We start from the raw sequence: 21126 nt of genomic DNA on the forward strand, positions 1-21126 counted from the left end.
CGCTGGACTAAACAAAGGCCCCCTTTTAGGGGGCTCACACAAAGCCACCTTCTTTAGAAGGTGGTAATTTACTTTTGTCAGGTTTTCCAACCTTGTGGAATGCTTTGGTGAATGCAGTCTAAAAGTACGGATAAGCGCAGTGGTGGTCGTCCTGCTGGTGTATAGCAGTTAATGGAAATAGGCTCAGAAAGCCAACCTTCTAAGCATGGTGTGATTCGCCCTGGGTGATGTTTCTCATAGCCGCATGCTGTCCAAGTCGGCAGCAGTCCAATACCATGACCATTCGCGATACTGTCTATTTGCATTGCTATGTTGTCGCTGTATAAGCGACTAACAAAGGGTTCTAAAAAGAACTCACCGTGTTGAGGGTGTGCTAGCATCAATCCATTTTCTTGCACTGAACCAAAATCGATCCATGGATGTGCTTCAAGTTCTTTGGGGTGCGGTATAGGCCCATGTTGTTTTAGATAATTTGGAGAGGCAAAAGGCGTATAGCGAAATACCCCCAGCACTTCTTTTCGCCAGTCTAGCTCTTTACGTTCACCGAGCCAGATGAACAAATCTGGGTCATGATGCGCCTCAGAAAAGTCACTGGTAAGTTGAACTCTAACATCGGGATTATCAGCAAGAAAACGATTGAGTACGCCGCCGAGCCAGCTTCTAACTAAGGCAGTGTGACAAACAATATGCAGTGGCCCTGAAACTTGGTTCGTTAAACCTTGAAGTGCATCATAACTCTCTTCACTTAACTCAAGAATCTGGCGGCTGTAGTGGGCAAAGATCTCTCCAGCTCTTGTCAGAACTAATCGATTACCTTGTCTGGCGGTTAGAGCCTGACCGAAGTCTTCTTCTAATTGTGCCAAGCGACGACTTAGCGTTGATTTTGGCTGATTAAGGGCTTTAGCAGCTGCTGTCAAACTTTTATGCTGATTGAGCGCATCAAAGGCTCTAATTGATGCTAAGTCGTGCATATTTCTTTTACTCCTTACTGCGTTATGTACGAGTTCCATAAATGGAAAGAACCGTTCCATAACTCTCACTATGCATCTCATTCTATTTGTGAATAATTCACTTTCGAAAATAATAATCATTATCAATTATGGAGATGTAGATGTCTACTCTTAGACTGCCAGTTATTACCGCAACTGGTATTTTAGCCTTCGTCAGTGTCCCTCATGTTTTTGCCAATGATGCAGTTTCTAAAATGGAAACAGTGGTTGTAACTGCATCAAGCTACGAGCAATCTCAAGCGGACGCGCCTGCAAGTATTAGTGTTATTTCACGTGAGGAGTTGGACTCCCGTTATTACCGCGATGTGACTGATGCACTAAAAAGTGTGCCAGGTGTTGTCGTGACAGGTGGTGGTGATACCACCGACATTAGTATCCGTGGTATGGGTTCTAAATACACTTTGATACTGGTCGACGGTAAACGTCAAAGCACGCGTGAAACTCGTCCAAATAGTGACGGTCCTGGTATCGAACAAGGTTGGTTACCTCCTCTTCAAGCGATTGAGCGAATCGAAGTTATTCGTGGCCCAATGTCGACGCTTTACGGTTCTGATGCGATTGGTGGTGTGATTAACGTCATCACACGAAAAGATGCGCTAGAGTGGACAGGTAATGTTCAACTGGGCACGGTACTACAAGAGAATAGCCGCTCAGGGGGAGAGCAGAGCGCGAACTTTTTCGTTAATGGTCCGTTGGCTGAAAATTTATCTCTCCAAGTATATGGTCAGTACACAACCAGAGAAGAAGATGACATCGAATACGGTTATGAAGATAAAGATATGCAGAGTATCTCTTCAAAACTGACTTACCAGATTAATGAGCGCCATTCGGTGCAATTAGAAGGTGGCACGTCGGCACAAAGTCGTCGTGGTAATGTGGGCCTTTCAGTGCCGACCACTGGGTGTCGTGGTGGGTGTGAAGACTCACTGAATGAATATCGTCGTAATTACGTAACGGTAAGCCACAACGGTGATTGGGATTCGATTGGCATTTCAGATACTTACTTACAGCGAGAAGAGAGCGAGAACAAATCTCGTGAGATGACGATCACCAACACCACGTTCAAATCGAGCTTGGTGACTGGTATCGGAAACCATACGTTGACGACGGGTGTGGACGCCACTCATGCAGAGCTTGAGGATTTCACCTCCAACAAAGCGTCATCGAAGACTGAAACATCGAATACGCAGTGGGCTGTTTTCATTGAAGATGAATGGAGAATCGCCGATCCGTTTAGCGTTACGCTTGGTGGTCGTCTAGATCATGACGAAAACTATGGCGCGCACTTTAGTCCGCGTGTTTACGGTGTATGGCGAGTTGATCCGTCTTGGACGGTGAAAGGCGGTGTGGCAACAGGTTTCCGTTCTCCACAATTACGTGAAATTACTCCTGGCTGGGCGCAAGTCAGTGGTGGCGGTAATATCTACGGTAACCCAGATCTTGACCCTGAAACGTCGCTAAACAAAGAAATCAGCGTCTTGTATCAAGGTGATTCTGGCTTAGATGTCTCTTTGACAGCGTTCCATAACGAATTCAAAGACAAGATCACACGTGTTGTTTGTCCAGACACTATCTGTACTGATGGTCCAAACCAATGGGGCGCAGATCCAACGTACCGTATTAACGTGGATGAAGCCGTCACACAAGGTATTGAAGCGACCTTAGCATCGCCGTTAACGGAAACCATTTACCTTAGCTCGAGCTACACATTTACCGACTCAGAGCAAAAAACAGGTGAATACAAAGGCATGCCGCTGCAGCAGTTACCAAAGCATCTGTTTAATGTGGATGTGACTTGGCAAACGACAACAGATCTAGAGAGCTGGGCGAAAGTCACGTACCGAGGTAAAGAAATGGATCCGGTTACTGGCCCATCAAGAAACAGTATTGTAGAACCAGCTTATACCTTTGTGGACGCCGGTGTGACATACCAGTTAACCGACAATACTCGTATTAAAGGCGCTATCTATAACTTGCTGGACGAGGAAATCAGTTACGAAGAATACGGATATATTGAAGATGGTCGTCGCTACTGGTTAGGTTTAGACGTCGCATTTTAATTATCTATCGTTGTAATAAGGTCGAGCATAGTCTCGACCTTTTTTAATCCTGCTTTACTTTGATTCAACAGGTGCGTTTGTCAGCCTGATCAGGTAGTATCTGTGACACGAAATTTTTGGTAGGGCGAAGGATAAATGCTAAAGGTTGCGATCAATGGATTTGGACGTATAGGTCGTAATGTTCTGCGAGCGGTGTATGAAAGTGGAAAACACCAGCAGATCAAGGTTGTGGTGGTTAACGAACTAGCTCAGCCAGAGGCGATGGCACACCTACTGCAATATGACACCAGTCATGGTCGCTTTGGTAAAAAAATTTCCCATGACCAAGAACATTTGCATGTTCATCATGACAGCGGTGAATATGATTCCATTCGCATTCTCCACCTCTCCGAAATCGAATTACTTCCTTGGCGTGATTTAGAAGTTGATATCGTCTTGGATTGCACTGGCGTATTTGGTTCGCAAGCCGATGGGCAAGCGCATATAGAAGCTGGCGCTAAGAAAGTACTGTTTTCGCACCCGGGCGCAAACGACCTAGATAATACGATTATCTATGGCGTGAACCACGAAACTCTGAAAGACGAGCACCGTGTTGTCTCCAATGGCTCTTGCACCACCAACTGTATCGTTCCCATCATTAAAGTATTAGACGAAGCCTTCGGCATAGAGTCTGGCACCATTACCACAATTCATTCGTCCATGAACGATCAACAAGTAATTGATGCGTATCATAACGACTTACGCCGTACCCGCGCTGCAAGCCAATCTATTATTCCGGTGGACACTAAGTTGCATAAGGGGATTGAAAGAATCTTCCCGAAATTTTCCAACAAATTCGAAGCAATTTCTGTTCGTGTTCCAACGGTTAACGTCACTGCAATGGATTTAAGTGTCACAATTAGTACAAATGTGAAAGTTAATGACGTAAATCAAACCATTGTTAACGCATCTCAGTGTACATTACGTAACATTGTTGACTATACTGAATCGCCACTCGTTTCCATCGACTTTAACCACGACCCCCATAGTGCGATTGTGGATGGAAGCCAGACTAGAGTGAGTAACGGGCAACTCGTAAAAATGCTCGTTTGGTGCGACAACGAATGGGGCTTTGCTAACCGGATGCTGGATACTGCCTTAGCAATGCAAGCTTCTTCGCAAGTGGAACAGTAATGACGAAGAAGTGATGGAGAATTTTTATTTCAAGCCTTGAAATAAATCCATAATATCTCCATATCTATAACCAGTTTGAAGAATTAACAGGCTTGGCAGGGTTGCCGAGTTTTCAAAAACTTTAATTATTAAATATTTGAGAGGACACATCATGTCTGTAATCAAGATGACTGACCTGGATCTTGCAGGTAAACGTGTATTTATCCGTGCTGACCTAAACGTGCCAGTAAAAGACGGTAAAGTAACTTCGGATGCACGTATCATCGCATCTCTTCCAACTATTAAGCACTGCCTAGAAGCAGGCGCTAAAGTAATGGTTACGTCTCACCTAGGTCGCCCAACTGAAGGTGAATACGCTGAAGAGTTCTCTCTACAACCAGTTGTTAACTACCTAAACGACGCACTAGATTGCGAAGTGAAGCTAGCAAAAGACTACCTAGATGGCCTAGAGCTAAATGCGGGTGAACTTGTTGTTCTTGAAAACGTTCGCTTCAACAAAGGCGAAAAGAAAAACGACGAAGAGCTATCTAAGAAATATGCAGCACTATGTGACGTATTCGTAATGGACGCATTCGGTACGGCTCACCGTGCTCAAGCATCTACTCACGGCGTTGGCATGCACGCAGACGTAGCATGTGCTGGTCCTCTACTAGCAAACGAACTAGAAGCGCTAGGCAAAGCAATGGACAAGCCAGCTCGTCCAATGGTTGCTATCGTAGGTGGTTCAAAAGTTTCTACTAAGCTAACTGTTCTTGAGTCTCTATCTAAAATCGCTGACCAACTCGTTGTTGGTGGTGGTATTGCTAACACATTCATCGCAGCTGCTGGCTACAACGTTGGTAAGTCTCTATACGAAGCAGACCTAGTTGAAACAGCTAAGAAGCTAATGGACGAGTGTGCAATTCCAGTAGCAACTGACGTTGCATGTGCGAAAGCATTTGACGAGAACGCAGAAGCTGAAATCAAGCACGTTTCTGAAGTACAAGACGACGACATGATCTTCGACCTTGGTCCAGATTCAACTGCTGAACTAGCTGAAATCCTTAAAAACGCTAAGACTATCCTATGGAACGGTCCAGTAGGCGTATTCGAATTCAAGAACTTCGAAGCAGGTACTAAAGGTATCTCTGAAGCTATCGCAGCTTCTGAAGGCTTCTCTGTTGCAGGCGGTGGTGACACGCTAGCGGCTATCGACAAGTTCGGTATCAAAGCGGATGTATCTTACATCTCTACTGGCGGCGGCGCTTTCCTTGAGTTCGTAGAAGGTAAAGTTCTTCCAGCAGTAGAAATGCTAGAAGCACGCGCTAAGTAATTAAAGCAAAGCGGGGGAGTGATTCTCCCGCTTTCTTGTTTGCTGCAACGTGTGAGGAACTCTGCTAGAATAGCCTCAGTTGTGAGCAAACGTTTGCAAGATTTTCAACTTAACAAGTTTTGTTTAAAAACGACAGATAAATAGGATTACATCCATGTCTAAGATCTTCGACTTCGTAAAACCAGGTGTTATCTCTGGCGATGACGTTCAGAAAGTATTTGAAGTTGCAAAAGAAAACAGCTTTGCACTTCCAGCAGTAAACTGTGTGGGTACTGACTCTGTAAACGCAGTACTTGAAGCAGCTGCAAAAGTTAAAGCTCCAGTTATCGTTCAGTTCTCTAACGGTGGCGCTGCTTTCTTTGCTGGTAAAGGTCTAAAACTTGAAGGTCAAGAAGCTCAAATCCTAGGTGCTGTTGCTGGTGCGAAATACGTTCACGCTGTAGCTGAAGCTTACGGTGTTCCAGTAATCCTACACACTGACCACGCAGCTAAGAAACTACTTCCTTGGATCGACGGTCTACTAGACGCTGGTGAAGAGTACTTCGCGCAAACTGGTAAGCCACTATTCTCTTCTCACATGATCGACCTTTCTGAAGAGTCTCTAGAAGAGAACATCGAAATTTCTGCTAAGTACCTAGAGCGCATGGCTAAAATGAACATGACTCTAGAAATCGAACTAGGTTGTACTGGTGGTGAAGAAGACGGCGTTGACAACTCTGATATGGATGCGTCTGAGCTATACACTTCTCCAGAAGACGTTGCATACGCATACGAGAAACTAAGCGCAATCAGCCACCGTTTCACTATCGCAGCATCTTTCGGTAACGTACACGGCGTATACAAGCCAGGTAACGTTGTACTAACTCCAACTATCCTACGTGATTCTCAAGCGCACGTTTCTGAGAAATTCGGTCTTCCAGCGAACTCTCTAAACTTCGTATTCCACGGTGGTTCAGGTTCTTCTCTAGAAGAAATCCGTGAATCTATCGGCTACGGTGTAATCAAAATGAACATCGATACTGATACACAGTGGGCTACTTGGGATGGTATCCGTAAGTTCGAAGCTGAAAACCACGATTACCTACAAGGTCAGATCGGTAACCCAACTGGTGAAGATGCACCAAACAAGAAGTACTACGATCCACGCGTATGGCTACGTGCAGGCCAAGCTTCAATGGTTACTCGTCTAGAGCAAGCATTTGCTGACCTTAACGCAGTTGACGTACTATAATCGTTACTGATTAAGTTACTGATTAAGTTACTTAAAAACCCGCTCTTTGAGCGGGTTTTTTTTATATCTATCATTTTCTTCCCCTCTGCTTTCTCCCGATATTTTTATGCGTTAGGTTGTATTTGCTAGTGAGATATCTCACCTTTAACGTTTTTTTTAAAGAAAACATGGGAATATCAGTCTTAAGAGTGGCGAAATCAGAGTGCATTGCGTAACCTGTAACAAGTCAGTGTCAGAAAGCTCTGATAAAGTCTTGTTTTGCATATCTTTGCGAAACTCTGACTTTGAAAAAAGTCAGAGTTGGGATATTGTGCCAAAAATCTGACACTGTTCAGTGGAGCAATAGGGATGTTGTTTTAGAAAAGAGCCTTTAAAAAACAAGGTTCATAAATTAACGGCAATTGGATTTATATCTCTTTATTTTTGAGGATAAGAATTATGGCAGGTGAATCGGTGGGTATCGATACCACTTTAACGGATGGTCTAACTCAGGCTGAAACTTGGCTGACAAACAATTCAGATCTACTGGTTCAGTACGGTGTGAACATTATCTCTGCGGTGCTTATTCTGTTTATCGGTAATCTTATCGTTAAGGCAGTCGCTGGTAGTGTTTCTAAAGTACTAGAAAAGAAAAACATGGATAAGGCCGTCGTTGAATTTATTCACGGTCTTGTTCGTTACTTGCTATTTGTAATCGTGCTAATCGCGGCTCTTGGTCGATTAGGAGTTCAAACCGCTTCTGTTGTTGCTGTGATTGGTGCGGCAGGTCTTGCTGTTGGTCTTGCACTACAAGGTTCACTATCAAACTTTGCAGCAGGCGTACTTATTGTTGCGTTCCGTCCATTCAAATCAGGCGACTACGTAGAAATCGGTGGTGTAGCGGGTAGTGTTGAAGCAATTCAAATCTTCCAAACCGTTCTAAAAACACCAGACAACAAAATGGTTGTTGTGCCTAACTCTTCAGTTATCGGCGGTGCCATTACTAACTACTCTCGCCATGCGACACGACGTGTCGACCTAGTGATTGGTGTTTCATACAAAGCAGACCTTAAACTAACGAAGAAAGTGATTCGTGAGACGCTAGAGAAAGATCCACGTATCTTGAAAGACCCAGATATCACAATTGGTGTACTTACGTTAGCAGACTCTTCAGTTAACTTTGTGGTTCGTCCATGGGTGAAAACTGCAGATTACTGGGGCGTATACTTTGATGCAATGCAAGGTATTAAAGAAGCATTGGATGAAAATGGTATCGAGATTCCATTCCCACAAATGGATGTTCACCTGAACAAAGTCGACGCTTAATCAAAAGCAGTCGATATTCAAAAGCGAGGCCAATAGGCCTCGCTTTTTTATATTTCGTAAAGGGTGTGATGACCAGCAAGCAAGAGGCGTTTTAGATGTTTACCTGCAAATCCAAATGTGAACTCAGGTAAGCCAGGCGTATAGAGCAACTCTTGATGTTGATAGAGATTGGTATCAACAATGATAGTGATGTATTCCGGTAAGCCTATTGGGCAAACCGCGCCGGGTACGCAACCTAACACTTCGACCATTTCATCATCATTACAAATAGAGGGACGTTTACCTGTAATCGCTTTAATCTGCTTGGCATCGAGGCGCGAGTCCTTATCTGTCAGATAAACCGCGTAACCTTGTCCTTTGAGTGTTAAAAAGAGGCTTTTGGTATGCGTACCCGTCCAACCAAGCTCTCTCGCAATGCGTATATCTGTCTCAAAGTCTAAGATGGCTTCGTGCTGCCATTCCCGAAAAGGAATAGAGAGCGCGTTGAATCGCTCTCTATTGTTGTTATAAATATGTTTTAGTGACTCCATGTCTTTGCTGCCTTACTACCTGGTGATTACCAATACTTATCAATAAGCTCACTCGCTAAGATATACGCTATTGTGAACATCATCATTGCGATTGCAATGTCGATGGTTTTTTTCACTTTTGGTTGAGAGAGTGTTGGACCTAGTTTGGCTGCTCCTATCGATAAAGTGTAGAACCAAACAAAGGAAGCCATAATCGTACCTAGTGCAAAAGCAATGCGATCATGGCCTTCAAATTGTCCACCGATCGAACCTAGAATAACGACTGTATCTAAATATAAGTGCGGATTAAGCACAGTGACAGCTAACGCACCTAGAATAACCGTTCGACGACCTCGAGCTACGATCTCCCCTTTTGATTCCGATTCACTCTCTGGCTTAAAAGCACTTTTTAGCGAGAGCAGTCCATAGAAGCTCAAGAAAGCAATACCACCAAGTGTCACCGACGTCAGTAAGATTTCATTTTGAGACAGAATTGCACCACCACCAAAGATACCTAGAGAGATGAAAATCATATCTAGCACGCTACAAATAGTGGCGGTTGTTAGGTGGTGGTTACGCTTTATGCCTTGATTCAAAACATACGCATTTTGCGCGCCGATCGGAATGATCATTGATGCTCCTAAACCAAAACCTTGCAATAGAACCCACAAGCTCACACTTCACCTCACTTCAAAATAACAAATACATTTACAGAAAGGGGAAAGATAAAGCGTTTATCTAAATAAGTATAATTAATGATTTTAATCTTACATTAGATAGACTAATTTAACGGGAGGCGTTTGATCAGGAGTGAGAGGAAAGGTATGCGAGGGTTAGATTACAAATGGATTGAGGCATTAGATGCTATAGTTTATCAGGGTAGCTTTGAGCGTGCTGCCGAGCATTTATTTGTTTCTCAATCCGCCATTTCTCAACGTATCAAGCAGTTAGAGAAGTTTCTCGCGCAGCCTGTTTTAATTCGAAGCCAGCCACCTAAGCCAACGCTAATTGGTAAAAAATTGTTGGGTCTTTATCGGCGAGTACGCTTGCTAGAGCATGAAATTCTCCCCGAACTAAAAAATGATACCAGTACGCGACCTGTGCAACTCTCTTTAGCGACTAATGCAGATAGCCTTGCAACATGGCTACTGCCAGCGCTGCAAAATGTTATGAAGCAGCGTCAAGTTGAACTAAAACTGACTATCTATGGTGAATACCGCTCTATTGAAAAACTCAAAAGTGGCGAAGTGACAGGAGCGATCAGCTTGGAGTCCCAGCCAATCCCCGGATGCAGAGCAGACTATTTAGGTCGCATCGATTATGTTTGTGTCGCGAGCCCAGAGTTCTATCAGCGTTATTTTTCTAAAGGCGTAAATAATCAGACATTGGCAAAAGCACCGGCCGTTTCATATGACCAATATGATGATCTACATAAAACATTTCTTACCGAGCATTTTAACGTCAATCCTGACAGCGTTATTCATCACAACATCAGTAGTTCTGAAGCGTTTCTAAAAGTGGCGTTAGCTGGTGTAGCTTATTGCTTGATCCCCCGCTTGCAAATTACCGACGAATTAGACAGAGGTGTGTTGGTTGATGTGACTCCAGGTTTTTTAATGTCCCATCGGATTTATTGGCACCACTGGCAGTTAGAAACTGGGGTACTACAAGAAATCTCACATGCGATAGTGGGGTATGCGCAGCAGCATCTACCTCAATAAGTTCGTCAGAGCTGCATATCGTTCACTTAAGTGTGTTTTGTTTAAAAATTACGCCAATGTTACATAGTCAAAGTTGTGTTAGAAGTCACTATGGGTGCTTGGATAATCGGCGGAAGTTTCTATTATGAAACCACACGCTTTCTCAGCCATGATAGTGATGTTGGAATCTGAGATTAAGTACTTAATTTTGTATGGATGGATTTATTGAATGAAATTGTATTCATTTTTGCTGGCTTCAGCACTCAGCCTTACCAGTGCTTCAGTTTTGGCGAATACGCCAGAGTTTGCTCATGTTACGACAACGGGGTATGGCGAAGTGACGGCCACACCTGATATGGCTACGTTTTCTGTAAAAGTAGTCGATACGACAATGACGGCCGAACAAGCGAAATTGTCCGTAGATAAAACCGTTGAAGAGTTTCTAAAAAGCTTATCGGATGCCGGCTTGTCAAAAGACAATATTACTAGCTCGAATTTATACCTTGCTCCTCAGTACCATTACCCTAAATCAGGGAAAGCAGAACTTGTTGGGTATCGAGCATCTCGCAGTATTGATGTCACGGTGACGGATCTGAAAAACCTTAACCAATACCTAGATATGGCGTTAGAAGCGGGAATTAATCAGGTTGATAATATTCAACTTAAAGTAAGCAACCAAGCCGAATATCAGCAAAAGGCACGAATGGCTGCGATTAAGGACGCAAGAGAAAAAGCAGGGTCATTAGCGACTGGTTTTGAGAAAAAGTTGGGCGATGTATGGCAGATCAATTACAGACAGATGCACGTTCAGCCTGTGTTAATGCGTTCAATGGCGATGGATAGTAAAGAAGGAGCGAATAGCTACCAAGATTCAACCATGATCATTCGCGATCAAGTCGATGTCATTTATAAGCTAAAGTAAGGCTTAGCAAACAGTAAAAAGCAAAAGGCAGGGAGTTACAACCCCTGCCTTTGTCATTTCTATTTCACAGTTTAATGCAGGATACGAGCACGGATTGTGCCTTCAATGTTTTTGAGCTTTGTTAGAGCTTCTTCTGCTCGTTCAGTTTCAACGTCGATCACTACGTAGCCTATTTCAGCGGCTGTTTGTAGGTACTGCGCGGCAATGTTAATGCCTTCTTCAGCAAAGATGGTGTTGATCTGAGTTAGAATACCAGGACGGTTCTTATGGATATGAAGCAGACGAGAGCACTCACCACTGTGTTCTGGCAATGACACTTCAGGGAAGTTTACGCTTGAAAGTGTCGAGCCGTTATCAGAGTACTTAGCCAGTTTGCCCGCCACTTCTAAGCCGATATTCTCTTGTGCTTCTTGCGTTGAACCACCAACGTGTGGAGTGAGAATGACGTTATCGAATTTTTGTAAAGGAGACTCGAACGGGTCAGCATTTGTTTTTGGTTCAGTTGGGAATACATCAATTGCAGCGCCGGCAAGGTGACCAGCTTCTAAGCTATGGCAAAGTGCAGGAATATCCACAACGGTGCCACGTGCCGCGTTGATAAAGATGGAACCTGGTTTCATTCGAGCAAATTCAGCTTCACCCATCATGTTTTTCGTTTCCGGTGTTTCGGGAACGTGCAAAGAAATCACATCACATTTGTTCAATAGTTCACTCATGGTATGTACTTGCGTCGCATTACCAAGGGACAGTTTGTTCTCAATATCGTAGTAGTAAACGCGCATACCTAAGTTTTCGGCAATAATACCAAGCTGCGTACCAATGTGACCGTATCCGATAATGCCAAGGCACTTACCACGAGCTTCGTAAGAGTTGTCTGCACTTTTCTTCCAAATACCGCGATGTGCAAGAGCATTCTTTTCAGGAATACCACGCACTAGTAAAAGGATTTGCCCAAGTACAAGCTCTGCCACGCTTCGAGTGTTAGAGAATGGTGCATTAAAGACAGGAATACCGCGTTTTGCTGCTGCGTCTAGGTTTACTTGGTTAGTGCCAATACAAAAACAGCCAATTGCAACCAGCTTGTTCGCCGCATTGATTACCTCTTCGGATAGGTTCGTACGGGAGCGGATACCAATGAAGTGCACGTCTTTTACCGCTTCAATTAGTTCTTCTTCCGGAAGGGAACCTTTATGGTATTCAATGTTGGTATAACCAGCTGCTTGAAGAACTTCAACTGAAGAAGGGTGGAGTCCCTCTAACAAGAGGATCTTAATCTTTTCTTTTTCCAGTGAAACTTTGGCCATTTTTTCTCGTCCTTAAAATGGAAAGGTGGGCTAATGTGGCGCACATTGGGCAAAACTATTAAAAAGGGGATAATTAACAGTTTTGTAGGAAGACAAACGTTTCCCTGTGCGTCTTCTGTTCAATAAAGTAACAAAAAAAAATTGCTTTGGGTAAGAAAATTACGGAATAAGAGATAATTTTCTTATAGAAAGGAATAAAAAACGGTGCCTTGCAGCACCGTATGTAATGAAATAACAGAAAAGTGAACCAGATAGGTTCATTTTAGGCTGTTATTTACTCTTCAATTTTTGCACCTTCTGGTGTGCCAGTGATCACTACGTCTGCACCACGATGAGCGAAAAGACCCACAGTCACCACACCAGCGATGCCGTTTATTTTGTCTTCCATTTCTTTCGGGTTGGTAATTTGCATATTGTGCACATCCAGAATCACGTTGCCGTTGTCAGTCACAACGCCTTCACGGTAAGCTGGATCACCACCTAGTTTTACCAATTCACGAGCCACGTAAGAGCGTGCCATTGGGATTACTTCAACAGGCAATGGGAACTGGCCAAGTACGTCAACTGCTTTAGTGCCGTCAACGATACATACGAACTTATCAGAGATTGCTGCGACAATTTTCTCACGAGTCAGAGCCGCGCCGCCGCCTTTGATCATTTCACGTGCTGGGTTGATCTCATCTGCGCCATCAACATACACATCCAGCTTCATTACATCGTTACACTCGTATACTTCAATACCAAGCTCTTTAAGGCGCTCAGTTGAAGCGACAGAGCTAGACACTGCACCTTTAATATCATCTTTGATAGTGCCTAGTGCATCGATGAAGTGATTCACGGTAGAGCCAGTACCAACACCGACAATGCTGCCTTTCTCAACATATTTTAGTGCTGCCCAACCAGCCGCTTTTTTCATTTCATCTTGAGTCATGCCAATCTCCTGAATAGATGTTCGTTAACGTTTGCGGGCGTGATTATAGCGGCTTACTTGTCACTTTCCCATTGCCATATTTGGCTTGGGGTCACGATCTTAGGCAATGGAATGTCCCAGCTTTCAATTGGTAAGCGTTCTACATGTTGGCAGTCATGAGCGATACCGACAGGTTTAGCACCCTCTCCAGTTATAAACCAACGTGACAGAGTACGATCGTAGTACCCCCCGCCCATGCCTAAGCGGTGTCCGATGCTGTCGAACCCAACTAAAGGCGTGCAGATTAAATCAAGCTGGCGAACGGGTTTGAGGTGTCTGATATCGAGCTTGGGCTCTAAGATGCCGTACTTGTTGTAGACGAGCTGTTCATCATTTACATACTGAAGAAACAGTAACTGACCTTTAGAAAAGGGATGGATGACGGGCAGATAAACCGATTTTCCCTGTTGCCATAACCATTCAATGAGCGGTTTAGTATCAAGCTCACCGTCTGCAGAAAGGTAGATGGCAATATGTTGCGCCTGATCGATTTCAGGAAGTTGGGAAAATTGAGTAATAAGGTCGATTCCCGCTTGGTATTGCGTATCACTGCACAGAGCGTTGCGCTTTTCACGAATCAGTTTGCGGAAGTCTTGTCGAGAGAGGTCTGACATAGAGAGAATACCCCAGGGTGCCGTTGAGGATTGTGGCCCTTGAACCAGCTGGTTCAAGGCGGATCAGCAATGACAACCGTAGGCTTCTCGGTGCATGCCGAGCTTGCTCAATAGTTACCAAATACTAACCCTTAGGTATTGCTTATCGGCTCAGGGACTTAAATCCTGCTGACGCACACCCCAGGGTAAATTTTGTATTTACTGCTGTCCTTGCGTAACTTTGCTTAGTGCGTTCTCTAAAGACGCGGTGAGCTTTTCCATTCGCTCAGTAATTTCTTGCTGTTGACCATTGGATTCGTATGACTTGGTGTGCAACTCATAGCAAATATTCAATGCAGCAAAGGTCAGCAGTTGGATTTCATTGGTTACCTTAGTACGTTCGCTCATTTCTTTCAATCGGCGATCAAGATCTTTTGCCGCTGCAACAAGAGACTCTTCTTGTCCTGTCGGACAATTCACACGTGTAAGTTTGCCTAATATTTCAACGTCGATCGCTTGATTGCTCATGATGAATAAACTCTATATTCGCGCTATCTAAGGTGTTGCTTCATACAACTACCGAGGAGCAAACTATAGGAAAACCGCTATTAAGATTCAAGCATTTCCCATCACAGAAAGAGAAATGATGACGAGATCACACAGGAATTGGGCAAATTGAACAAATGCTGTCCAAAATTGAATTTGATAGCCGTTTCAGACCACTAACCTTGATGGTAGGATATACCAATACATTATTACGCAAGAATGAGCCAAGTTATGAGTGAAATCACCCTTCCTGAATACCAATCTATTGCTGCTGAACTGCAATCGGCAAGCCTGGCTGTGACACCGGCGGAGTTACATGGCTTATTTGTTGGCATGTTAAGTGGTGGATTGGCGATCAATGATCAAACTTGGCAGCCGATTCTTTTTGACTACACCAATGATGGGATGGGGTGGCCCTCGACAGCACTCACTTTTGCTCAGAGCATATTCAACGTTACTGTTAATGAGCTTACTGGCACATCAATGGAGCTGTCTTTACTATTGCCAGATGAGCCGGGCGAAGAAGGCTTATTCGCATTAGCCGACAGTGTGTCCGACTTTGTAAACCACTTTATTTCTGGGCTAGGTCTAGCAGGCGTTGCGCTTAACAAAGCATCTGATGACGCTAAAGAAGCACTGGCTGATCTAGAAGAGATTGCCAAATTAGGCATTGATGAAGATGACGATCTTGGTGAACAAGCGCAATTGCTAGAGCAAGTGATTGAGCACATCAAAGCTTGCGTACTAACGATTCATGCTGAATTTGGTGTTCGTCCTGAAAGCAGCGACAAAAAACCTACTATTCACTAATCGTAGACCGTCCAGAGGTTAGTATGAAGCAATATGATGTAGTCATTGCTGGTGGTGCCATGGCTGGTACAACGTTAGCATTGGCGATTGACCATTTGTCTCAGGGAAAGCTCCGCATTGCCGTCGTTGAGCCTTTTAAAGCACAATCAGATATGCACCCTGGTTTTGACTCTCGCTCAATCGCATTGTCTTACGGTACTGTCAATCTGTTGCGTCAACTACAGCTCTGGACGTCAGTAGAACCGTTTGTCACACCCATTGAACATATCCACGTTTCTGACCGTTCTCATGCTGGGATGACGGAGATTACCAAGCAAGAGGTTGGGGTTGAAGCTCTAGGGTATGTTGTAGAATTAGCCGATGTTGGGCGTGTATATCAAGAATTATTAGACAGTAGCGAGTCAATTACGCTGTTTTGTCCTGACTCCGTTACCGATATCGAGCGCGAGCAAAACTGTACCCATGTGACGTTGAAAAGTGGTGAGCAACTTGAAGCAAAACTGCTGGTGGCTGCAGATGGTGCTGTTTCGACCTGTTGTCAGAAAATTGGTCTAGAACTTTCTGAGCAAGATTTTGAACAAGTGGCTGTCATTGCCAATATTGTGACTCAAGAACCTCATCAAGGTAGAGCCTTTGAACGTTTTACTGAGAATGGCCCAGTTGCTTTATTGCCAATGAGTGACAATCGAATGTCCTTAGTTTGGTGTTTGCACCCTGAAGAAGCCCAAGCCGTTCTTGAGTTATCTGATCAAGCATTTCTCCAGCGTTTACAGAACGATTTTGGTTGGCGTTTAGGCGCGATGAAAAAAGTGGGGCGCCGTGCAAGTTACCCATTGCTTCTTCGCCATCGAAAGCAAAATATTTCACATCGCTTTGCGATTGTTGGAAATGCGGCGCAAACGCTGCACCCGATAGCTGGACAAGGCTTTAATCTCGGTATTCGCGATGTAGTCTCACTAGCAGAAGAAATTGTGCAGCAAAGTGAGGATGTGGGTCTTTATCAAGGCCTGATGCGCTTTAGTCAACGTAGAGAAGCAGATCGAAGCGAAACTATTTGGCTAACCAGTGCCTTAGTGCATGTTTTTTCAAATGATTTACCCGCGATGCGAATTGGCCGAAATACTGCCTTAGCAGCGATGGATAACCTTTCTATTTTTAAGCAGCCGCTACTATGCCATACACTTGGCTTGGTAAAACGATGAACGGCCGCACTGAATTAGGTAATAAAAAGCAATGATGCAAAGTGTAGATATCGCCATCATCGGCGGAGGGATGGTTGGGTTGGCACTTGCTGCCGCGTTCAAAGACAGTGATCTGCGTGTCGCCGTTATTGAAGGTAAAGTGCCAGATGATTCGTTGAAAGAATTACCCGATGTTCGTGTGTCTGCGCTGAGCCGCTCTAGTGAGACGATTTTGCGTAAACTTGGTGCTTGGCAGGGCATAGAACAGCGCCGAGCTTCACCTTACCATGGTATGGAAGTATGGGAACAAGATAGCTTTGCCAGCATTGAATTTAATGCACAAAGTATGGCACAACCTGATTTAGGGCATATTGTTGAGAATCGTGTGATTCAACTTGCGCTGCTTGAACAAGTCCAAAAGCTCGATAACGTCACTATGTTTATGCCTGCACGTTGCGCGACTCTCGCGGTCGGTGAGCAAGAAAGCTGGCTGACGCTCGATAATGGCCAAGCCATGACCGCTAAATTAGTGGTCGGAGCCGATGGGGCGAATTCGTGGCTTCGCCATCAAATGGATATTCCATTAACGCATTGGGACTATGGTCATCATGCTTTGGTCGCGAATGTCAAAACTGCTATGCCACACAACAGCATTGCGCGCCAGATATTTACTCCTCACGGACCGTTGGCATTTTTGCCAATGTCGCAACCAGATATGTGCTCTATTGTTTGGTCCACGGAGCCAAATCGAGCAGAGCAGTTAGTGGCGATGAGTGAACATGATTTCAATAAAGCGTTGACGAGTGAGTTTGATGCTCGACTTGGTCTATGTGAAGTAGTGGGAGAGCGTGCTGCGTTTCCTTTGAAAATGCGCTATGCGCGAGATTTTGTTGTCGAGCGAGTCGCGCTGGTTGGTGATGCGGCCCATACCATTCACCCATTAGCGGGGCAGGGTGTGAATTTAGGTTTATTAGATGCCGCCAGTCTTGCTCAAGAAGTATTAGCACTTTGGAAGCAGGGACAAGATATCGGCAGTAAACGCAACCTAAGAAGCTACGAGCGTTGGCGAAAAGCGGAAGCGGCAAAGATGATCGCTACTATGCAAGGGTTTCGAGATTTGTTCTCTGGCGAGAACCCTGCTAAGAAGCTTGTTCGTGGCATTGGCTTGAGTTTAGCGGGGCAACTGCCGGGAGCGAAAGATGAGATCATGAAGCGCGCGCTTGGTTTAAAGGGACACTTGCCGGATCTCGCGCGTCAGTAAGTGCAAAGCGAACTTCAAATACACAAAAGGCTGGTTAATCCAGCCTTTGTTTTATCAACATTTTGCTAAGCATATGCGCATCGGAGTTTCATTATTTCTTGATTGATCTCTTTGACCGCTCGGAAATGGCGTTGCTCTGCTTTCTCCGGCAGTATTAACTTACCGTTATCAAACTCGAATCTACCGACCCCGTAAATATAAATTCTTCCTTTAAAAAGACGACTTATATGTTTAGCAATCATACTTGGTGTATAGCGCTTAAACAGTCTCATATTTACTTTCCTTTTATCTAACCTAGCCTAGGTATTCTACGTTCTGGACGCGAAAATTATTGTGACAGCAATAGTATTAAATACAGATGTAGGGTGTTGCGTCAGAGAATTGTGTTGTCTTAGACAATTTGACAGTGTCATCTCTTAAATAGCGTGAGGATTACCCCAAAAATAACCTCTCTAAAGGAACCCTTACGCCAATACACTCCTTTTTACGTGACGCATTAAGCAATAGTTTTGTTACAGAATTAAGAATAGAACGAAAACGGTTGTTTGCTAGTTGTTTCTATTAAGGTCGTGCTTCGCGTAACACACTTTACGTTCTAACGATTAGAGGAAATGAAAGAGAAAAAGTTCCACGTAAAAAAAAGCCCGCTTCAGCGGGCGAATAGTCACAGATGCATTACACAAAAGTGGATAACTAACTGCATGAATGCTGTCACTCAGCTAGCTGACTCACTTTATATTGGTTAAGTGCTTGTTTGAAACTTAACCAACAAATTCAGCATATACGAGTTTTATCTTTGTGACTATTTATGTTTTATATGTGATTAAAAATTCTCATGTCTATTTTTGTAGATATGAGCGAGATCACGCAGTGATAGAAACACTACGTGTCATTACATTGTTTTTAGACGATTAACGACAGATCTCAGCTACGGTCGGCTGGCACAATTGGATAAGATCTTGAATAGAAAGCGCCAGCCCAGCCATTCGATCGCCACTGCTGATCGTGACTTCCTGTTCTTCTAGTAAGCTGGGGTCGAACACGATTGGCATATGACGTTTGAGTAACAGAGGAGTGACAGTACCAACTTTGTAACCAGTGATGGACTCAACATCGGCTTGATCAACACAAGTCATCCGGCGACATTTCAGTAACGAGCGCACTTTTTTGGGATCAACGCTACGATCACCTGGTGCACAGGCGAGTGCATATTGATTACCCATGTCTCGTAGCAAGATTGCTTTCACCATTTGAGAAGGGCGAATGCCGCGTTGGTGCGCGGCATCCTCAATGGTGGTTGATGGTCTTTGATGCGGTAACAGACGAAACGGAATGTGTTGGTCTGTGAGAAATTGCATCAAAGGAGTATTGATTGTATTACTCATCATCAAGACTGTAAGGCAGTGATTCGATTGTCCATTCACATTCTGGTTGCGCAACTAAACGAAGACGAGTGTCTTCATCGAGATTATTAGGCAGTACGATCAGGCCAATCGCGTGATTGTCACTGAACTGGTAGTGATTTAATAAAGCACCTACTGAACGCCAGTTTTCACCTACGCTGCGTTCGAGCTCAATTGGTTCGTCACTGAATGGAGCAGAAGTTGCACCTTTTACGATATACATCGCACGTTTATTGGTACCGCGATACTTCGCTCGTGCTACCGTTTCTTGTCCCGTGTAGCAGCCCTTTGTGAAGCTTATGCCTCCTAAAGCTTGCACGTTGAGTGCTTGTGGAATGTGAGCATTCTGCGCGGATGCAGAGACAAATGGTAAACCTGCCTCAATATCGAAACGATTCCAAAGCTCATTTGTCGTAAAGACAGCGTCGGTAGTTTCAACGATTTGCTGTGCTTCTGGCGCACTTAATATCAGTAACCAGCGATCTTGTGCAACTTGCACTGCTGTGCCACCGTCAACTGCGCGAACGCTGCCAGTTGTCTTGCTCATTGTTGAAATGAATTCGTCGGCTTTGACGCCAGCAACACCTAAGATAACGTCATCAGAAGCTTCAATCGTTACTTTAGAGAAAATGGCGTATTTCTTTATTTCATTAAGTTCTACGTCAATCGCCGATTTTGGTTGGATCATGCCGTAGCCATCATGATGATGGAAAAGGCGGAACACGCTCCACACTTTGCCTTTTGCATCACAATGTGCGCCCAGTGTTGATTGGTCTTGTTCTAAAGAAACAACATCGCAGGTAACCTGACCTTGTAAGTATGATTTTTTATCATCACCGATCATGGTGATCATGCCGAAGTTATCCAGCAGTGAGATAGATAACTCTGGAAGCGCGTCTTGAGTTGAGAGAGGTAATGCTGAAAAACGAGTTTGCCATTCCATAATTACAATGCCTTTTGAAGATATTTTTCCGCTATGTTATACCCAAATAACCTTGAGATACTAGGGGAGCGATTTACGAATCAACATTTGTCTGCTTTCACTATCGTATTGTGACCCGCACACTAGTGACGTAGCACATCCCTTGTTACACTCCGCACTAACAACAAGACATCTATGAAGGAATAGTGAATGTACACTCCGGAAGAAAAAGCGCGTATTAAATGGGCTTGTCGTCGAGGCATGCTTGAGCTTGACGTAGTAATTATGCCGTTTTTTGAAGAGTGCTTTGATACTCTGAGTGAACAAGAGCAGCGTGACTTTGTTTCTTTACTTGAATGCGATGATCCTGATCTGTTTACTTGGGTAATGGGGCATGGCCGTAGCGAAAATTTAGGTCATGCAGCAATGGTTGATAAAATTGTCGCCCATAACCTCAGCAAAGTTCGTTAATTTTACTGCTTCTCCCTCTCTGACTGCCCGAGTCCTCAATGTTGTACTTTTCTTATTGATGACTTGGGCTGTTATCTTCTCTAGCATTCCGCTCGTATTATCGACTTATTTGTTATTACTGATTGTTAAGGCTCTCTCAAGCCAAGGCCTTGTTCAACCTACAAGTCATGGGCATTGGTATGTGCACTGCGATGGCTCGGTTAGGTTTGATGCCCTTGAGTGTGGCGAATGCTCGGAAGATATTGAGTCCGAAAAGGGTCATTTACAGCGAGTCGATACATCGGCATCACCATTCAAGATAACATTCCAATTGCAATCTGGCCGTGTTGTTACGATTTGGCGTGATAGCTGTGACGATGAGCAGTATCGTCAACTATCTTTGGTATTACGCCAATGGGAAATGAAACAGGGAGCTAATGCTCCCTGCTGATGTAATAGTTTAC

22 protein-coding genes and 1 other RNA gene are annotated in these 21126 nt (G+C 44.2%); 12 read left to right on the forward strand and 11 right to left on the reverse strand.

The window, feature by feature from the left end; translation table 11 throughout:
* Positions 1-77: 77 nt before the first annotated feature.
* On the reverse strand, positions 78-971 hold the full coding sequence (locus R7Z49_RS12280) for a LysR family transcriptional regulator (RefSeq protein WP_017633561.1): 894 nt from the start codon (positions 969-971) through the stop codon (positions 78-80).
* Between the two features lie 140 nt (positions 972-1111).
* Between R7Z49_RS12280 and R7Z49_RS12285 the strand changes: the two genes are divergently transcribed.
* The 5 genes from R7Z49_RS12285 (at position 1112) to mscS (ending at position 8091) form a co-directional block, all read left to right on the forward strand.
* Positions 1112-3070, forward strand: coding sequence for a ligand-gated channel protein (locus R7Z49_RS12285; RefSeq protein WP_005380999.1), 1959 nt, complete (start codon positions 1112-1114; stop codon positions 3068-3070).
* A gap of 135 nt (positions 3071-3205) precedes the next feature.
* Positions 3206-4243 (forward strand): erythrose-4-phosphate dehydrogenase, encoded by a 1038-nt coding sequence (epd, locus tag R7Z49_RS12290; RefSeq protein WP_053306782.1) that lies wholly within the window; start codon positions 3206-3208, stop codon positions 4241-4243.
* A gap of 151 nt (positions 4244-4394) precedes the next feature.
* Positions 4395-5555 carry a phosphoglycerate kinase gene (locus tag R7Z49_RS12295; RefSeq protein WP_318111698.1) on the forward strand — a complete coding sequence of 387 codons (1161 nt, stop codon included), beginning with the start codon at positions 4395-4397 and terminating at the stop codon, positions 5553-5555.
* A 154-nt stretch (positions 5556-5709) separates the two neighbouring features.
* Positions 5710-6786, forward strand: coding sequence for a class II fructose-bisphosphate aldolase (gene fbaA, locus R7Z49_RS12300; RefSeq protein WP_005380996.1), 1077 nt, complete (start codon positions 5710-5712; stop codon positions 6784-6786).
* A gap of 438 nt (positions 6787-7224) precedes the next feature.
* Complete coding sequence (gene mscS / locus R7Z49_RS12305; RefSeq protein ID WP_005384548.1) at positions 7225-8091, forward strand: small-conductance mechanosensitive channel MscS; 867 nt, start codon at positions 7225-7227, stop codon at positions 8089-8091.
* Between the two features lie 47 nt (positions 8092-8138).
* Here mscS and R7Z49_RS12310 read toward each other — a convergent pair whose 3' ends face one another.
* Positions 8139-8621 (reverse strand): YbaK/EbsC family protein, encoded by a 483-nt coding sequence (locus tag R7Z49_RS12310; RefSeq protein WP_042521288.1) that lies wholly within the window; start codon positions 8619-8621, stop codon positions 8139-8141.
* A gap of 26 nt (positions 8622-8647) precedes the next feature.
* Entirely contained in the window at positions 8648-9277 is a 630-nt protein-coding gene (locus R7Z49_RS12315) for a LysE/ArgO family amino acid transporter (protein ID WP_031780897.1), read from the reverse strand.
* A 147-nt stretch (positions 9278-9424) separates the two neighbouring features.
* Here R7Z49_RS12315 and R7Z49_RS12320 point away from each other — a divergent pair, with 147 nt between their 5' ends.
* Positions 9425-10321 (forward strand): LysR family transcriptional regulator ArgP, encoded by an 897-nt coding sequence (locus R7Z49_RS12320; RefSeq protein WP_025768836.1) that lies wholly within the window; start codon positions 9425-9427, stop codon positions 10319-10321.
* A gap of 208 nt (positions 10322-10529) precedes the next feature.
* Positions 10530-11222 carry an oxidative stress defense protein gene (locus R7Z49_RS12325; protein WP_005384550.1) on the forward strand — a complete coding sequence of 231 codons (693 nt, stop codon included), beginning with the start codon at positions 10530-10532 and terminating at the stop codon, positions 11220-11222.
* A 71-nt stretch (positions 11223-11293) separates the two neighbouring features.
* On the opposite strand, the gene serA is transcribed toward R7Z49_RS12325, so the two are convergent.
* The 5 genes from serA to R7Z49_RS12350 all read right to left on the reverse strand — a co-directional run bounded on the left by serA (position 11294) and on the right by R7Z49_RS12350 (position 14617).
* Entirely contained in the window at positions 11294-12526 is a 1233-nt protein-coding gene (gene serA / locus R7Z49_RS12330) for a phosphoglycerate dehydrogenase (RefSeq protein WP_017821632.1), read from the reverse strand.
* A gap of 274 nt (positions 12527-12800) precedes the next feature.
* Positions 12801-13457, reverse strand: a complete 657-nt coding sequence (rpiA, locus tag R7Z49_RS12335) for a ribose-5-phosphate isomerase RpiA (RefSeq protein ID WP_005380982.1) — start codon at positions 13455-13457, stop codon at positions 12801-12803.
* Positions 13458-13510: 53 nt separating this feature from the next.
* Positions 13511-14110: a 5-formyltetrahydrofolate cyclo-ligase gene (locus tag R7Z49_RS12340; protein WP_054701889.1), complete on the reverse strand. Its 600-nt coding sequence runs from the start codon at positions 14108-14110 to the stop codon at positions 13511-13513.
* 5 nt (positions 14111-14115) lie between these two features.
* Positions 14116-14300: non-coding RNA, 6S RNA (gene ssrS, locus R7Z49_RS12345), on the reverse strand.
* Positions 14301-14308: 8 nt separating this feature from the next.
* Positions 14309-14617: a cell division protein ZapA gene (locus R7Z49_RS12350; protein WP_005384553.1), complete on the reverse strand. Its 309-nt coding sequence runs from the start codon at positions 14615-14617 to the stop codon at positions 14309-14311.
* A 249-nt stretch (positions 14618-14866) separates the two neighbouring features.
* Here R7Z49_RS12350 and R7Z49_RS12355 point away from each other — a divergent pair, with 249 nt between their 5' ends.
* Genes R7Z49_RS12355 through R7Z49_RS12365 form a run of 3 tightly spaced genes read left to right on the forward strand, consistent with a single transcriptional unit; the run spans position 14867 to position 17887 of the window.
* A complete protein-coding gene (locus tag R7Z49_RS12355; protein ID WP_005380976.1) occupies positions 14867-15445 on the forward strand; it encodes a YecA family protein in 579 nt (192 codons plus the stop codon).
* A gap of 23 nt (positions 15446-15468) precedes the next feature.
* Entirely contained in the window at positions 15469-16647 is a 1179-nt protein-coding gene (gene ubiH, locus R7Z49_RS12360; RefSeq protein WP_186584656.1) for a 2-octaprenyl-6-methoxyphenyl hydroxylase, read from the forward strand.
* A gap of 31 nt (positions 16648-16678) precedes the next feature.
* Positions 16679-17887, forward strand: a complete 1209-nt coding sequence (locus R7Z49_RS12365; protein ID WP_033907445.1) for an FAD-dependent 2-octaprenylphenol hydroxylase — start codon at positions 16679-16681, stop codon at positions 17885-17887.
* Positions 17888-17952: 65 nt separating this feature from the next.
* Here the strand turns inward: R7Z49_RS12365 and R7Z49_RS12370 are convergent, their stop codons facing one another.
* The 3 genes from R7Z49_RS12370 to ygfZ form a co-directional block, all read right to left on the reverse strand.
* Positions 17953-18159 carry a DUF1107 domain-containing protein gene (locus R7Z49_RS12370; protein WP_005380970.1) on the reverse strand — a complete coding sequence of 69 codons (207 nt, stop codon included), beginning with the start codon at positions 18157-18159 and terminating at the stop codon, positions 17953-17955.
* 639 nt (positions 18160-18798) lie between these two features.
* On the reverse strand, positions 18799-19272 hold the full coding sequence (locus tag R7Z49_RS12375; protein ID WP_021707783.1) for an aminoacyl-tRNA deacylase: 474 nt from the start codon (positions 19270-19272) through the stop codon (positions 18799-18801).
* Entirely contained in the window at positions 19265-20233 is a 969-nt protein-coding gene (ygfZ, locus tag R7Z49_RS12380) for a tRNA-modifying protein YgfZ (RefSeq protein ID WP_005380959.1), read from the reverse strand. Before ygfZ ends, R7Z49_RS12375 begins: the two co-directional genes overlap by 8 nt.
* 189 nt (positions 20234-20422) lie before the next feature.
* Between ygfZ and R7Z49_RS12385 the strand changes: the two genes are divergently transcribed.
* Both R7Z49_RS12385 and R7Z49_RS12390 read left to right on the forward strand, forming a co-directional pair.
* A complete protein-coding gene (locus R7Z49_RS12385) occupies positions 20423-20683 on the forward strand; it encodes a succinate dehydrogenase assembly factor 2 (RefSeq protein WP_005380951.1) in 261 nt (86 codons plus the stop codon).
* Positions 20631-21113: a protein YgfX gene (locus R7Z49_RS12390; protein ID WP_318111699.1), complete on the forward strand. Its 483-nt coding sequence runs from the start codon at positions 20631-20633 to the stop codon at positions 21111-21113. Before R7Z49_RS12385 ends, R7Z49_RS12390 begins: the two co-directional genes overlap by 53 nt.
* Positions 21114-21126 lie beyond the last annotated feature (13 nt).

The organism is Vibrio sp. 1562 (genome assembly GCF_033340155.1).
Taxonomy (GTDB): Bacteria; Pseudomonadota; Gammaproteobacteria; order Enterobacterales; family Vibrionaceae; genus Vibrio; species Vibrio alginolyticus.

What these genes read in the sequence shown, in the direction of transcription:
- R7Z49_RS12280 (WP_017633561.1), bottom strand. Translation starts at nt 971, where the DNA reads ATGCACGACTTAGCATCAATTAGAGCCTTTGATGCGCTCAATCAGCAT.
- R7Z49_RS12285 (WP_005380999.1), top strand. Translation starts at nt 1,112, where the DNA reads ATGTCTACTCTTAGACTGCCAGTTATTACCGCAACTGGTATTTTAGCC.
- epd (WP_053306782.1), top strand. Translation starts at nt 3,206, where the DNA reads ATGCTAAAGGTTGCGATCAATGGATTTGGACGTATAGGTCGTAATGTT.
- R7Z49_RS12295 (WP_318111698.1), top strand. Translation starts at nt 4,395, where the DNA reads ATGTCTGTAATCAAGATGACTGACCTGGATCTTGCAGGTAAACGTGTA.
- fbaA (WP_005380996.1), top strand. Translation starts at nt 5,710, where the DNA reads ATGTCTAAGATCTTCGACTTCGTAAAACCAGGTGTTATCTCTGGCGAT.
- mscS (WP_005384548.1), top strand. Translation starts at nt 7,225, where the DNA reads ATGGCAGGTGAATCGGTGGGTATCGATACCACTTTAACGGATGGTCTA.
- R7Z49_RS12310 (WP_042521288.1), bottom strand. Translation starts at nt 8,621, where the DNA reads ATGGAGTCACTAAAACATATTTATAACAACAATAGAGAGCGATTCAAC.
- R7Z49_RS12320 (WP_025768836.1), top strand. Translation starts at nt 9,425, where the DNA reads ATGCGAGGGTTAGATTACAAATGGATTGAGGCATTAGATGCTATAGTT.
- R7Z49_RS12325 (WP_005384550.1), top strand. Translation starts at nt 10,530, where the DNA reads ATGAAATTGTATTCATTTTTGCTGGCTTCAGCACTCAGCCTTACCAGT.
- serA (WP_017821632.1), bottom strand. Translation starts at nt 12,526, where the DNA reads ATGGCCAAAGTTTCACTGGAAAAAGAAAAGATTAAGATCCTCTTGTTA.
- rpiA (WP_005380982.1), bottom strand. Translation starts at nt 13,457, where the DNA reads ATGACTCAAGATGAAATGAAAAAAGCGGCTGGTTGGGCAGCACTAAAA.
- R7Z49_RS12340 (WP_054701889.1), bottom strand. Translation starts at nt 14,110, where the DNA reads ATGTCAGACCTCTCTCGACAAGACTTCCGCAAACTGATTCGTGAAAAG.
- R7Z49_RS12350 (WP_005384553.1), bottom strand. Translation starts at nt 14,617, where the DNA reads ATGAGCAATCAAGCGATCGACGTTGAAATATTAGGCAAACTTACACGT.
- R7Z49_RS12355 (WP_005380976.1), top strand. Translation starts at nt 14,867, where the DNA reads ATGAGTGAAATCACCCTTCCTGAATACCAATCTATTGCTGCTGAACTG.
- ubiH (WP_186584656.1), top strand. Translation starts at nt 15,469, where the DNA reads ATGAAGCAATATGATGTAGTCATTGCTGGTGGTGCCATGGCTGGTACA.
- R7Z49_RS12365 (WP_033907445.1), top strand. Translation starts at nt 16,679, where the DNA reads ATGATGCAAAGTGTAGATATCGCCATCATCGGCGGAGGGATGGTTGGG.
- R7Z49_RS12370 (WP_005380970.1), bottom strand. Translation starts at nt 18,159, where the DNA reads ATGAGACTGTTTAAGCGCTATACACCAAGTATGATTGCTAAACATATA.
- R7Z49_RS12375 (WP_021707783.1), bottom strand. Translation starts at nt 19,272, where the DNA reads ATGAGTAATACAATCAATACTCCTTTGATGCAATTTCTCACAGACCAA.
- ygfZ (WP_005380959.1), bottom strand. Translation starts at nt 20,233, where the DNA reads ATGGAATGGCAAACTCGTTTTTCAGCATTACCTCTCTCAACTCAAGAC.
- R7Z49_RS12385 (WP_005380951.1), top strand. Translation starts at nt 20,423, where the DNA reads ATGTACACTCCGGAAGAAAAAGCGCGTATTAAATGGGCTTGTCGTCGA.
- R7Z49_RS12390 (WP_318111699.1), top strand. Translation starts at nt 20,631, where the DNA reads ATGCAGCAATGGTTGATAAAATTGTCGCCCATAACCTCAGCAAAGTTC.